The sequence below is a fragment of the Bacteroides sp. genome (genome assembly GCF_028690125.1).
Lineage (GTDB): Bacteria > Bacteroidota > Bacteroidia > Bacteroidales > Bacteroidaceae > Bacteroides.
In genome coordinates, this window is record NZ_JAQVBV010000024.1 from 48,111 (window position 1) to 62,677 (window position 14,567).

General features: G+C 41.4%; 10 protein-coding genes and 1 pseudogene. 5 read left to right on the forward strand and 6 right to left on the reverse strand.

The features are described from left to right. Positions 1-344 precede the first annotated feature (344 nt). Positions 345-863, forward strand: a complete 519-nt coding sequence (locus tag PHO71_RS15520; RefSeq protein WP_300205045.1) for a dihydrofolate reductase family protein — start codon at positions 345-347, stop codon at positions 861-863. A gap of 106 nt (positions 864-969) precedes the next feature. Here PHO71_RS15520 and topB read toward each other — a convergent pair. From topB to PHO71_RS15535, 3 genes and pseudogenes are all read right to left on the reverse strand, one after another. Continuing rightward, positions 970-3,057, reverse strand: a pseudogene (gene topB / locus PHO71_RS15525) (DNA topoisomerase III). Then, positions 3,054-3,233 (reverse strand): hypothetical protein, encoded by a 180-nt coding sequence (locus tag PHO71_RS15530; RefSeq protein ID WP_300205047.1) that lies wholly within the window; start codon positions 3,231-3,233, stop codon positions 3,054-3,056. Before PHO71_RS15530 ends, topB begins: the two are co-directional and overlap by 4 nt. A 4-nt stretch (positions 3,234-3,237) precedes the next feature. Beyond that, a complete protein-coding gene (locus PHO71_RS15535) occupies positions 3,238-4,704 on the reverse strand; it encodes a DUF3945 domain-containing protein (protein ID WP_300205049.1) in 1,467 nt (488 codons plus the stop codon). A 264-nt stretch (positions 4,705-4,968) separates the two neighbouring features. On the opposite strand from PHO71_RS15535, the gene PHO71_RS15540 reads away from it, so the two are divergent. The 4 genes from PHO71_RS15540 to PHO71_RS15555 all read left to right on the forward strand — a co-directional run bounded on the left by PHO71_RS15540 (position 4,969) and on the right by PHO71_RS15555 (position 10,568). Beyond that, positions 4,969-5,676 carry a DUF6088 family protein gene (locus PHO71_RS15540; protein ID WP_300205051.1) on the forward strand — a complete coding sequence of 236 codons (708 nt, stop codon included), beginning with the start codon at positions 4,969-4,971 and terminating at the stop codon, positions 5,674-5,676. A 210-nt stretch (positions 5,677-5,886) separates the two neighbouring features. Then, positions 5,887-7,146 carry a DNA methyltransferase gene (locus PHO71_RS15545; protein ID WP_300205053.1) on the forward strand — a complete coding sequence of 420 codons (1,260 nt, stop codon included), beginning with the start codon at positions 5,887-5,889 and terminating at the stop codon, positions 7,144-7,146. Between the two features lie 2 nt (positions 7,147-7,148). Further along, positions 7,149-9,371, forward strand: coding sequence for an ATP-binding protein (locus PHO71_RS15550; protein ID WP_300205054.1), 2,223 nt, complete (start codon positions 7,149-7,151; stop codon positions 9,369-9,371). A 3-nt stretch (positions 9,372-9,374) separates the two neighbouring features. Beyond that, positions 9,375-10,568, forward strand: coding sequence for a hypothetical protein (locus tag PHO71_RS15555; RefSeq protein ID WP_300205056.1), 1,194 nt, complete (start codon positions 9,375-9,377; stop codon positions 10,566-10,568). A gap of 55 nt (positions 10,569-10,623) precedes the next feature. Here the strand turns inward: PHO71_RS15555 and mobC are convergent, their stop codons facing one another. From mobC to mobA, 3 genes are read right to left on the reverse strand one after another with little or no spacing between them, the layout of a single operon-like run. Beyond that, positions 10,624-12,630 carry a conjugal transfer protein MobC gene (gene mobC, locus PHO71_RS15560; protein ID WP_300205058.1) on the reverse strand — a complete coding sequence of 669 codons (2,007 nt, stop codon included), beginning with the start codon at positions 12,628-12,630 and terminating at the stop codon, positions 10,624-10,626. A gap of 18 nt (positions 12,631-12,648) precedes the next feature. After that, the gene (gene mobB / locus PHO71_RS15565) at positions 12,649-13,875 is read right to left on the reverse strand and encodes a conjugal transfer protein MobB (RefSeq protein ID WP_300205060.1); all 1,227 of its coding nucleotides are present in this window, start codon (positions 13,873-13,875) and stop codon (positions 12,649-12,651) included. Next, positions 13,860-14,282: a conjugal transfer protein MobA gene (gene mobA, locus PHO71_RS15570; RefSeq protein ID WP_300205062.1), complete on the reverse strand. Its 423-nt coding sequence runs from the start codon at positions 14,280-14,282 to the stop codon at positions 13,860-13,862. The genes mobB and mobA overlap by 16 nt, the downstream gene beginning before the upstream one ends. Between the last annotated feature and the right edge of the window lie 285 nt (positions 14,283-14,567).

Consider the following 14,567-nt stretch of genomic DNA (forward strand, 5'->3'; position numbering starts at 1 on the left):
AGACAAGGCGGGATTTTGTCTTTTATAGCAAGAGTTTGAGGGAGTTTGATTATATTTGCAGTGAAATAAGAGAATAACGGCGATTAAGCGGCTCGGCTGCGGTATCGTCTTTATATATAACATATTCGTTCGCAGAACGTCTCACTACGAAAACTGGTAATTTTCAAATGAATAGAGATTTTCAGCGCAATGTCTATGCTATACGTTTGTATAGCGTGGGCTTGCCTGTTTCTATTCATAGGTATACCAGTGCCTCGTAGTGGAATAGCGTAAGTACCACGCTTCTTTTTTTGAGATGCTGGCGAACAGTTTGTAATGTTTTGAAACTGTTAATACCTGATAATATGAAGCAAATTAAAGCGTATATCGCCGTATCTCTCGATGGATTTATCGCAACACCCGACCATGAACTGGACTGGATTCCTGAATCGGTAAAGAATCTGATTGGCAAGAACTGTGAATCTGCCGATACGCTCCTGATGGGGGCAAATACTTATACCTACATTTTTGAGCATTGGGGCGGATGGCCGTACAAAAGCAAACGTACTTTTGTTGTCTCCAGCCGTGATACCAATGTTACACCTGATTGCGGGGTGGAATTTCTGACAGATAATCAGCTACACTCGGTACGAGAAATGAAATCCGATACCGATATGCTGGTAGTAGGTGGTGGTAAACTGCTGACTTCACTTATTAAGGTGAGGTTACTTGACAGCTTAACGGTGTATGCTATTCCGGTAATGCTGGGTAAAGGTGTGCCATTTATCGGCGAAACATTCGGTTCGGAATGGGAACTACTGGAGAGCAATGTTTTGGATGGTGGTATCACTCGCTCAACCTATCAATTTTTGAAGAGTATATAAAAAATGCGCCCGAATCCCTTCGGGCGCAACCACTAAAATTCCAATTATTCAAGGCTTAAAACCGTTGGATAACAGAACTTCGGTGGCAAATATAGTGGATTTTTAGCTATTTCTTCGTGCCGCTTTTCTTTTCAGGAAACACAAAGATGGTGTTAAACTGCTCGTCTAACGAGAGCGAAGCATCAAATATTTTACCTGTCTTGCCTTTAAATCCTTTGATTACACAAGTTTTTCCTTTGGTGAGTAGTTCGGATATTTGCTTATCGGTGAGTTGTTTTTCGCACTTGTTCCGAAAAACGGTCAGTGTACAATCTACATTGGAACATTTGGCAACTTTAGGATAAAACAGAATCCGCCCGGATTGGCATTTGGGGCAACGGCATTCGTCTGCTGATGGGATGGACAACTGTACGCCCAATAACTCGGTGGTTATTTGTGCGGCATATACCTCGATACTTTTGCGGAACGTCTCGGCGTTCATCTCTCCGGTTTCAATCTTCGACAACGCATTTTCCCACATTCCGGTCATTTCAACGTCTGCTATCTTTTTATCCCGGACAATACCATACACTGCCAACCCTTTTTCGGTCGGGACAAGGTTTTTCTTCTCCCTGACGATGTATTGGCGGGTGAAGAGCGTTTCAATGATTGCCGCCCGTGTTGCTGGTGTACCGATACCTGCATCTTTCAAACTGGCTTTCTGTTCGGCATCCTCCAACTCACGCCCTGCGTTCTCCATTGCTGCAAGCAAACTGCTCTCTGTATGTAGCGGTTTCGGTTTGGTCTGCTTTTCGAGCAGATCCACACCGGAAAGCGTAAGGTTGTCGCCCTCGTTGAGTTCAGGAAGTGATGCGTTTTCGTTCTCTTCTGTCTTTTCGGATTCAGACAGCACCGCCCGCCATCCCGGTGATTTCATTACCGAACCTTTGACCGAAAATTCCACACCTCCGGCGGTCAGCACAACCGAAGTAGTATCTTTCACACACCTATCTGAAAAGGCTTCCAACATACGCCCGGCAACCATCTCGTAAATGGCTCGTTCATCAGCAGGGAGTTCACCCGGCAGGTTTTCGGTGATAATCAAGGCGTGATGGTCGGTTACTTTGGCATCGTTTACCGAACGGCGATTCAAGCTACACCCGTTCAGGCTTCCGGCATAGCTGTCAAAACGTGGGTATTGTACCAACAGGGCAATGCGTATTGGCATCTCTTCAAAAATATCTTCCGATATATAGCGGCTTCCGGTACGTGGGTACGACATCACTTTCTTTTCATACAGGCTTTGAGCGATGGACAGGGTTTTGTCCGCCGAAAAATTCAGCTTCGTATTGGCTTCCTTTTGCAGTGTGGTAAGGTCATACAGCAACGGCGGTTCTTGGATGATTTCTTTCTTCTCTATGTTTTCCACCGTACATTGCCCGGCATCTTTCGCCCGTTGCAGGGCGGCGATAGCTTCGGGCTGTTGTTCGTATTTGGCAGTAGATTGCGCCGCAAACGGTACATTACCGCTTTGGGTGGTTAGTTTGAGTTGCCAGTATGTTGTCGGAGTGAATTTTTTATTTCCCAAATAACGGTTGCAAATCATCATCAGCGTGGGTGTTTGCACTCGTCCCAATGAGAATACGCCCTGTCCAGCGGCTACGCTCAACGCTTGGGTAGCATTGATTCCGATTAACCAGTCGGCTTCACTGCGTGCCTGTGCCGAATGGTAAAGATTATCGTACCGGTTGCCGGATTGTAGTTTCTCCAGCCCCTCCCGGATAGCTTTGTCGGTGAGTGATGAAATCCATAGGCGGACAAATGGTTTGCTGCATCCGGTATGTTGGTAGATATAGCGGAATATCAATTCACCCTATCGTCCTGCATCAGTGGCGACAATGATTTTATCGCACTGGCTGAATACCTCTTTGATAATTTTAAGTTGTTTGAGTACACCGGGGTCGGCTTTCTGTTCTTTCCCCGTTCTTACTTGACGGGGGATTAACTGGAACGCTGCCGGGATTATCGGTAGGCTCTCCCTGCGGAAGTTGGCAACGCCGTAGGCTTCCGGCATGGCGAGTTGTACAAGATGGCCGAACGCCCAGGTTACGAGATACCCGTTACCTGAGAGGTAGCCATCACATTTTTGTGTCGCACCCACAATGCGGGCAATATCTTTGGCGACACTCGGTTTTTCTGCTATCAATGCTATCATATTTTCTTCTTGTTGTTAAGTTGCCGTAAGATTTTACGGTCGTAATAAATGTGGTAGCCGTCCACATAATATTGCTGGTTCTGTTCGTCTATCTCTTTCCAATCTGTTGTCAGGCAGAGAATGATTAGCACAACTACAGCAATTATCGGAACGGCTATAATAAAAATCAGTTCCATAACCTTACAGTTTCATCCCTTTGGACTTCTTCGGTTTATCTTCTTTCAGAGCTTTGTCGGCTTTCTGCTCTTTCTGCTGCTTCTCTTTTTGCGGAGCGGTAGGCTTCTGTTGTCCTTGTTTTAGCGGCTCTTTCACGTGTTTGGTCGCTTCGTTGGTCTTACCATCAGAATTGACCGCTACTTGTGTTCGGCTTTCAGTTGCCGGAATTTTCTCTTTAACTTGTGCCTTGTCGGGGTTAGTACGTGAGAAATCGGGCTTACCTTGTTCTCGATTAAATTTGATATAGGCATTATAGGGTTTGCCCTGACCGTCTTTCGTCATACCCTTTACATAAATGGGCTTTTCTGCCTGAAAATCCAATTTCTGCTGGTCGGTAAGCGGGACACCGCCAATGGTTTTTGGCGCACGGATATTGCCGTTTTCATCTACCCACTGGAATTGACGGTTGGTCTGTTGTCCGTTTTGCTGCTGGAGTAATCCTAACTCTTTGGGAAGAAACTCTACGCCACGTTTCACGGCACTGATTTGAAGCATAGCAGAAAACTCATTCCCTTTCTGTGAGGTCATGCCGTCCAACTGAACCTGACGACCTGCCAGCAACTCTTCTTTGTGTTTATCGGTGAGTTTTACCCCGCAAAGTTCATCCGGCAGATTTACTTTGTCGGCACGCATATACTCCAGTTCATTTGTTTGCCTGTCCCGACTGATTATAACCGGAATCGGCTCTTTGGTCTTGGGGTCGGTAATTTGCACGACCGTTCCCATATTGCCCGTCTCTTGCAAATTCTTTTTGTCGGCATCTGTAAACTCGTAACCATGAAACTGACGCTGAAGCTGTGGTTCTTGCTGAATGCCATGTAACCGAAACTTTACAGAGCCATCGGGTGCATTGTAGAATGAGATTTTGGCATCGGTGGGTGTCAGGTAGAAATCACTTGTTTGTCCCGACACTTTGAATGTGGATGGTGATTTGTAACCCCGAAGCATTGGATTCATACTGCCGGACTTCTCCAGTTGCTCTTTGGTGATACCGATTTTGTTCAGGCTCTCCCAGTCGATTTTCGCCGGGTCGATGTGGTAGTGATTTTTCGGAATTTCGTTAAAATCCAGTTTCTCCACTTTTAACATATCCAACAGCTTGCCGCCCTCCGGTGTCGATTTCTGTGCATTCTCCTGAATTACTTTGGCGTTGGCTTCTGCCTGTGTTGCATCACTTTTGAAGAAATTAAGCCCTTCCGTCTCCCGGAGTTTACGAAAGAAATTGGAAAAGAAGTTTGAAAACAGGTCGCTGTTCTTGTCCACCCGCATAAAATCACTGCTGTGATTTTGAGTTGTGGGAACTGTTTGTAACTCTCCGTTTTCATTCACTCCCTTAACAACATTTACCTTGTTGGTCTGCTTGTCGAGAACCAACAGCACGTCCGTTTTTTGTCCGTCCGTTGTAGACGGATTCAATTTGTTTGCATCCATATCTTTTGGAATTTTAGTGGTTTACGGGAATAGTCCCATCCAAAATTACAAGCTAAATATGCTATATAGTGAAGTTTAGCGGCAGGGTGTCCGTAGATGTACCAGCGTGTCCGCAGAAGTCTGTGTGGAATGGATTTCAAAAACTCTCGCCACTGGCGAGAAAATTATTTCATAGAAATATCACATAATATTTTTGGCATAATAATCGTTATGTATTTGCATATAAAAACATAATAGATTATCTTTGCAGAAATAGAATAGGTTATGGCTTCATTTAGAAGAGAAATATTACAGCAGATTGAGCGGATAGACACCGGACGGATATTTACGTTCCGGGATTTGTCGTTTCCCAACGACAAGTTGGCAAATGTGGCTGTACTTCTTTCGGAGCAAAGCAAGAAAGGGGTACTGGTACGAGTTGAGAAAGGGGCTTATTTCCGTCCCCGCAAGTCCACATTGGGGTTGGGAGCATTGCCCGTGTATCAGGATGAACAGTTCCGGTATATTACCCAAAAATTGGATGGATATATTACTGGAGCGTATATTTACAACAAAATGGGGCTGACAGAACAGGTAGCAACGACCATCACAATAGCAACCCCCAAGCCTGTACGTCATTTTCGTTTTAAGAATTTAGATGTGGAAAGCGTAAAAGCCTATACCTCTGCTTACCAAGATGAAACGAACATTCCCTATCTACGACTACTGGATGCAATTAAGGATATTAAGCATATACCCGGAAGCACGCAACAGGATATATACGAGCGCATTAAGAATCAATATTTCAAAGATTTTTCAATGCAGGAACTAATAAAAGTAGTATCTTTGACAAAGGATTACCCGCCTCGTGTGCGAAAGATAGTGGCAGATATGCTGGGCGAGATTGGACAACAAGACTTACAGCGTGAAATTTCCAGCACAATTCTACCTACCACAAGATTCAATTTAACCTATAAGAGCAATTCTTGTTAGTTTATGTATTTTATGAACAGGGGAACAGAAAATTCAAATAAACCATCTCAAATAACTATAATTCAAGAAGTTTTTGTTATCTTTGCTGGTTAAGTAAGTCAAGTAACGGGATTGTGCTAATAGAGAGGTTATTATGTACGCAACTATTAAATGAAACAATCCCTTAAAAACACTGTTTTACGAATATGTGAAGCTATTAGGATTTAAAATATGAAATATATAGATTTTGATAATATTGAAGTAAGTACAGATTGGGCGTTTGATAATGTCCGATCAACTGAGCAATGGACACATGGTTATCATCGGTATCCGGCTAAATTCTTGCCTAATGTTGTCAAAAAATTAATTGAAAAATATGCAACCACAAACGGAGTGATTGCAGATTTATTCGCTGGTTGTGGAACAACGTTAGTTGAAGCTAAAGTACATGGAATACATTCTACTGGAACGGATGTAAATCCTGTGGCAACATTAATAACTAAATCTAAAATAACGCCCATAGAGCCTACTTTGCTATCGAGAGAATGTGAGACATTTATAAACTCTTTTTCTCTTTTTAAGGAGGCAGACTTTGTAGACATAGCAAAGCATGACAGGCTTGATTATTGGTTTTTACCATCAGAAAAATCCAAAATAGCATTTTTATATCAAAACATATTAGAAAATATCGAAGATGAGCAAGTACAAACTTTTCTATTAGTATGCTTATCTCATATTTTGAAAAATTGCTCTAGATGGTTACAGTCAAGTACAAAACCTCAAGTAGACCCTAACAAAGATATTTCAGACCCATTTATTTCCTTTAAATTACATTGTAAACAAATGCAGCAAAAAAATGAATTGTTTTACAATGAATTATCAGCAAAAGGATATATGAGTGTTCGTTGTGATATTAGAGAAGAAGATGCCCGTAACACTAGCATTGAGTCTAACTCTGTGGATATAGTAATAACTTCTCCTCCATATGTTACCTCCTATGAATATGCCGATATTCATCAACTTACCGGATATTGGTTTGAATACTTTTCTGACATTACGAAATTTAGAAAATTATTTATTGGCACTTCATATTCAGACAATAAAGATACCGATGTATCTTCCTTGTTGGGCTCTAAGATTGTTGAAGAACTACAGGGTAAAGACAAGAGAGTTGCTTGTGATGTAGCTAATTACTTTAACGATATGCAAAAAGTCGCTATTGAAATGTATCGCATTCTCAAAAAAGATGGTTATGCTTGTATCGTTATTGGTAATACAACAATCAAAGATGTACATATTAAGTCAGCAGAAGTTTTTTTTGATTTGCTAAAAATGGCAGGTTTTAGAAAAAAAGAGATTATAAAAAGAAATATCCCTTATAAACTAATGCCAACCCTTAGAGATAAAGTTACGGGTAAATTTACGACTCTTGACAACAACAATTGCAAACAAGTTTACCCTAATGAATATATAGTAATTGTAAAAAAATAAATATGGCAATCATAAAACAAAACAGCATGCCCTTTAAGCCTTACGCAAGGCTTATGAATATTATTGGTGACCAGCTGATTACAGACAAAAAAGTTGCCGTTATTGAAATCATAAAGAACAGTTATGATGCAGATGCCGAATCCGTAAAAGTCAGATTCGGCAATATGAACAATGTTGGCTTCCATGACTTGCCAGTAGAAGAACAAGCCTATATTGAGATTGAAGATGACGGTTGTGGAATGTCTTTAGATGTTATAGAGAATGTATGGTTAAGACCTGCGACTCCTAATAAAATAGAAAAGAAACGGAATAAAATAACCAAAACGCCAAAAGGTAGAATTATTCAAGGGGAAAAAGGGATAGGTCGTTTTGCAATACATAAATTGGGTGAGAGAATTGAGCTATATTCAAAAGCTCAAGGTCAAGACGAAGTAAAGCTTGAAATGAACTTTTCCGATTTTAATCCTGAAAATCAAAACCTATTTAATCAATCCGCAGAATATAAGTTATTAGAAGACGTGTCCAATAACTTATATGTTAATAGTCCACCCGAGAGGGTTATATCTCAGTCGGGAACTATTATTAGAATATATAATTTGAGAGAATCTTGGAACAAAAGAGATTTCGATGAATTATACAAGAATATTCAGCGTTTAATCCCTCCAGTAGATAAGAATGCTGAAAGCTTAGGGATAGATTTTGTCAGTGACTTTTCCATTGATTTATACAAAGATGATAAGCTCTATACTTGTGAAGAGGTTATGACATTTAATGATGTTATTGAGCGAGCGCAGTACACGATGATAGGAACCATCTCCAAAGATGGCATCTTAGAATTTAGGTATAAATCTACTGCTCCATTACGTTCTTTTAAAAGTATTATTAACCTATTGAACAATGATGAGCTAATGGCAAATAATTACTCATTAGTTGGATCGAAATGGTTTACAGAAAATAAAAGGACTCCTAAATGTGGCTCTTTCAGTTTTACGTTTTACGCTTTTAATTTAGCAAAACCTGATAAAACCATATTAAACGAGGACTTAAAAAAGTTTATAAAAGAAAATTTTGTCTTTGTTTTGAGGGATGGTGTACGAGTTTATCCATATGGTGAAAAAGGTATTGACTGGCTTAATCTTGACAAGTTGCGTTCAACATATCGAGCAGGACAATTTATTAGCTATAATGACTTGACAGGATTTATCTATATAAGTCAAGAAAAAAACCCTGAGTTATCTGATTCTTCAAACAGGCAAGGTATTGTAAATAATGGAGGAAGATATGACGATTTTACCAGCTTGATTACAGCTGCAACGGAGATTTTTAATACTGAAATAAAAATAGATAAACTCAAAGAAGAAATTCAAAAAAAGGCTTTACAAGGGAAATCTAAAGACATATTGAAAGAATCTTTTGAGCAGCTACAAAGCTCTTTGTGTAAAATAGATAATACAGAAACACTATCAATTGCCAACAAGTTCATAGATGTATACCAAAAGCATTTGGATGTTATCGAGGGACGAATGGAAACGGTGGAGGATTTAGCAGGCTTAGGAATGGCTGTTGAGAAATCATCTCATGATTCATTACGCTTACTTTCTTTAATGAGGCATAATATAAAAGACTTCAAAAAGAAAGTTGAGAAAGGAAGTTATGAACATGACGAGCTAATTTCATTACTTATAGAACTTGATGAAAATATTGAAATTGTATATGATGATATGCAAATGATTCAACCGTTATTCAAAATACAACGTAAATCAATAACGGATGTATCTGTCACTGAAAGCATTCAGAAAGTTATTAAATATTTTAGAAGTGATATTGATAATAAAATCACGACCAATATAGAAAATGAATTAGGCGATTTGTCCATCAAAACAAATGCAGGATTAATACTTCAAGTACTTATAAACTTAGTAGATAATTCCGTTTTTTGGCTTAAAAGTTCGGATAATGTAGATAAACAACTTCATTTTCATCTAAATCCATTAGAGCAAACACTTATTGTTGCTGATAATGGAAAAGGTATCAGAGATGATGTCGCACCATTAATTTTTCAAGAGTTTTTTTCTATGAAATCTGATGGCAGAGGACTTGGGTTGTATATTGTTCGGGAACTATTGTTAAGAATCGGAGCTGAAATACATGTACTAACTAATCCACAAGATAAGATTCTTTCAGGAGCAAACTTCATAATCAAATTTAACACAACGGAGAGTTAAGCTATGAATGGTATAATATTATATGCAGACGATGATGTTCTAAATAGCAAATCTTCTGAAAACAAACTATTTCAAAAATTCAATAGTAGTACGGAGCATTCTGTGTTGCCTATCACTAACTTAGAGGATTTAGAAAAAACTATTTCCTGTGTTTCAACATTTCGGGCTTTATTACTTGATTGGACATTTAAAAAGCCGAAAATAGATGAAGATATGCCGGATATAAACGAGAATCCATTAGAGTTCTTAAAAAGCAACAAAATATATTCCTTAGTGTATATCTATTCTAGGGAATCGTTATCTGAGCAAACAAAAAATGAACTGAAAGATATTTATGGTGATAAAAAAATCTTTTTCGAGCAAAAGTCTGGAAATTTTAATGAGGAGGAGGAGTTTGAAAAGATTTGCAACGGAATATCTACTTTCGAGAAAGAGAACAAACATATGGAGATTCCTTTTGTATGGAGTCAATCAATAAATAAGTCTGCACAAATAATATTCAGTGAACTTGAACAGGCTGATTCAAATTGGATCAAGGAGATTATGGATACAGCGTCAGCAGATGGAGAAGAACCATGCTCTGAGGTTATTAATATCTTCCAAAACATTCTCAGCGAATCGCTAATTCAAGACAACATTTTACGCAAATCATTGTCTGATTATAAACCCAGTGATGCGGTTGTTTCAGAAGAGAATACAGCAAAACTACATAGGAGGTTATTTTATACAAGGCTGACTGTAGATGCCCCGATTATGACAGGAGATATATTCAAATTTGATGATAATGAATATGGAATACTAATCACTCCTGAATGTGATTTTAAGAATAAAAACAAAGATTCATATGAGTTTCTTATTATAAAAAAAGACCTATCGAATGCTTATCAAAAGAATAAGCAGGGTGATTATAAAAAGAATGCTAATTCAGCTAAACAAATATTTACTAATGGAGTTATTAGTCGGCATATTTTAGCTTCTTTTCCATTTACAGAGGAGCAGTTTGACACCATTGCTTTAATTGAATTTGGTTCAGCATTTAAAAATAAGAGCAAAGATGAATTAGGTGCATGCCGGACTTTATTCAAATTAAATTCTCCATATATCCATCAACTGAGACAGCGTTTTGTGGCATTTATGGGTAGATATGGTGTTCCTGCAATGCCTGATAGTCTAAAGTCCTATCATCTAAAATCATAGAAAAAAGAATAGCCTTTGTAATTGATATGGAAATTGCAAAGGCTATTCCTCATTCTTATTCTCCCTTAATCAAATGCTGTAAATCCGGGTCGTTCTTGATACGGGTAATTTCGTCCTCGACAATTTGGCGAACTTCCTGCCGGATGCGGTCATAGTTGGCTTGTATCTCGTCCTGTATAAGGTCGTTGCCGTTCTCGTCTGTGAAGTCTATAATCTGCGGCAGTTTCACGTAGTTGGCGGTCTCCCGCTTCACCTTTTCATTATCTACGACAATTTCACAGTGAAAAATCTTCTGTTCGATACGCTCATCGAAGTTATCCGCTACAGCACCCACAAACATACCTTGTGTCAAGTTAGAGATTTTGGATGCCGGGATAAGGCTATCCATCTGCGTGCTGATGGAGGTCGATTTCTCCCGTTGGTTAATCGTCATGCTTTGGCGTTTTTGTAGAACCTTACCGAACCGTTCGGAAAGAGCCTTTGCCGTCTCACCAACCACCTGACCGCTGAATACATTACCAACCGTATTTTGGATTACTCGGCTCTCCTTGTCTCCGTAATCCCGTGTAAGCTGGCTGTAATCCTGAAAGCCTAGCAGAACCGCCACCTTATTGCTTCGGGCGGTGGCTATCAGATTATCCAATTCTCGAAAATAGATAGTCGGCAACTCGTCAATAATCACAGAACTTTTCAGTTGTCCTTTCTTGTTAATCAGCTTTACGATACGACTGTTATACAGTCCCAGTGCGGCAGAATAGATATTCTGACGGTCGGGATTGTTGCCAACCACCAGCACTTTAGGTTCTGCCGGATTGTTGATGTCCAGCGAAAAATCATCACCCGTCATTACCCAATAGAGTGCCGGGCTAATCATGCGGGAAAGAGGGATTTTCGCCGATGCGATTTGTCCCTGCAACTGCTCTTGTGCATCGGATTCCCAAGCATCCACAAACGGTGAAAGGTAGTTTTCCAGTTCGGGATAGCTCCGCAGAATGGTAAAAATATCGGCGTATTTTTTATTCAGAAACTCGATAGCGTGCGGGAAACTGCAAAATCTCCCACCCTGATAGATGCGCAAATACCAAATGATTGCCGCCAGCAGGATGATGGGCGATTCAACAAAGAAGTCGCCCTGCTTCTGAATCCAACTGCGGTTCAAATTCAGCATAATGGTGTAGCTGGCTTCGTAGGCATCGGCAATATCACTCATAAACACCGGATTGATGGGATTGCATCGGTGGCTCTTGCGTGGGTCGTCAAAGTTGATGATGTAAAACTTCGGCTGCACCTTATAGCCGCCTAAATTATTGATTAAGTGGTTGTAGGCTATTTCGGACAGGTCGGGAAATTTATAGTCATAGCAATAGAGCGCAAAACCTTTCTCAATTTGCTGTTTGATGTAGCTGTTTACCACCGCATAGGATTTTCCGCTACCGGGTGTTCCAAGCACAAGACTGGCACGGAACGGGTTTACTACGTTTATCCAGCCGGGATTCCACTTCTTCTTATAATAAAACCGGGTCGGCAGATTGACCGAATATTCGTTAGTTATCAACCGTGTTTCCTGCATAAATGATTCGTTTTCGGTGTTGAATACGTCTTCCATTAGGTTGTTTTTGAGTAGGCGAGACATCCATATTCCAGCCGCCAACAGGCAGAGAAAACCGACCGTCAGCGTTGCGATGTAAAAAGTGGTGTTTGCCACTGGAGGTAGCGGTAATTCCAGCAACCACCAGTTCAGGAAAAACAGCACAAAGCCCATCGACAGGAAGCAATAAATCTTCGTCCACGTAATCTTTTCCTCTTTTACCCCTTTCGTCCCCAAACAGGAGAGCGCAAGAAACACCACTGCAAAAATCTTTGTCCACAGAATGGTGGAGAACAGCCCGGTGGTGCGCTGGAAATTGAGTAGAATTTTATCCACCACACCGATGGTGATACCCCAATCTTTGAATGTTCCGTAACAAAACCAGTACATATTTATCCCGACAAACAGGATGCTAATAGCCCGCATAAAGTCCATCACTTTGGCAAGCCCTCTCAAATCATCTTCTTGTTGCATAATCGTTTCTATTTTAAGTTAGTTAATTCTTTTGCTTCTGCGTTTCTTCTTCTTTTTCTGTGGCAACGGTTTGTTGTCCTCTTCACTATTGCCACCTGTAAACAGTCCGAACGCCGAACTGATACCGCCATCAGATAGTTGCGGGGACGGTTCGTGTAACTCTTTCGGGGTAAAAGCTCTTTCCTGACGGTTGGTATTGTCGGACTGGAGGGCAAAGGCATCATTAAACACATTCGCCGAAAACTCTTTCCCCAGTCGAGAGCCGTTCATCACGGTGCGGGTCTCGTGGTCGATAAACGTAACACCATAGATGTGCCCGCTATCGTTCTGCCGAAACAGTACGTCTACGCCTTTGGCTTTCAGTTCCCGTTCCAACTCCGGGCGATTGCGGGCGGTTTTCATCACGGCGGCAACTTTGTGGCGGGTGATTTCTTTGAGATGTTTTGCTTTTATCACCTCGCCGGATTTCAGCATCCGCCTTTCGATGGCTTCATAGCCTACCGACTTGCCGATGCGGGACGACTTAATCGGATTACCCAGTTTCTCGCCCTTGTCATTGGTGGCGCAATAGGTGATTCCCTGATAGGGTTTACCGTTCGCTTCACCTTTCACCTCTTCTGCACATATATTATAGGTGGCAAGCAAGGCTTTGTACTCCCCGAAACTCTGAAAGTGATAGCCGTAACAGGCGGCTTTCACCGCATTGCCGATTTGGTGTTTCACGTCTCCGGTAGCATAATCCACTTTTTTAAGTTCCGGGCGTTCGCCCCGCTGCTGTCTCTCTGCCGGGTGAAGCCCATACTTCTGTTCCAGCTCACGGGTGATTTGTTTGCTGCGCCGATGCTCGAACTTGTCGGAAAGCGGTTTGCCGTTTTCATCTACCCGTAAACCCACGATATGGACGTGGTGGCGGTCGATGTCCTCATGTTTGTAGGCAATGTAAGGCTGATTACCATAGCCCAGCTTCTCCATATACTCCTGTGCGATGGTTGCCAACTGCTCGTCAGTCAGGCGGTCGTCCGGGTGAGGATTCAGGGAGATGTGCAGGATAGGTTTTGCAGTATTAATGTGGGACGGCATCTGCATCTCGAAGCTGCGCATACACTCACCGATACTGAAATTGCCGTCCTCACTTTGCAGCATTCGGTGGGCGAAAAGTACCTTTCCCTGCTCTTCGTCCACCTTGTTTTGGTTGTAGGCAAGCGCACCGAACATACTGCTTCCGGTGCTTATTTTGGCAACCATTGTTCCTTACATTCATTGGTCAAGGCAATCACTTGGGCGTTGATTTCCTTTAATTCTTGGGTCGCTTTCTCCAATTTATAGAGGAAAGCCAGTGCCTTTTTCTCGGAAAAATTGCTGTGCAGAGCCTTTACAATTTGATTATAATTGACCGCCACGCCACGATATTGGGCGTAAAATTCAGTCAGCCGGGTACAATAGTCCACCGCCTTTTTATCAACTTTCACCACCCGGAACGGCTCGCCGAAGATACGGGCGGCAATAAAACGTGATTTACTTTCCACGCCCGATTGCTCCCACTGGGCAAGGAAGCGGGCGTTGTCCCGCTCATTGAGGTACAAGACATGGCGATGCTTCGCCGGGTCGTCAAGGGCGGGGCGACCGCCCTTGTTTTGCTTCTTTGTTTCCATACTTTCTTTCTTAAAAATTACGACTTCGGAGTAATTTTTCTCCCGCAAGGGCAAGGCGTTTTAAGGCACTTAAAACGGTTTTGTAGCATACAAAACACACCTTGCTATTTTCTCTGCGAAAATGAAAATCCGTTTGCAACGGATTGGGGTCAGCGAAGCGGTTAAGCCCCTACGTTTCCCAGCCCTCTTTCGCTGATAGTTTGCTTCGTGATTCATACTCCGGTGCAAAGTAACAGGGTTTTAAGTTGCTGTAAAATAGCAACATGGTGGACTCCTTAGGACTAA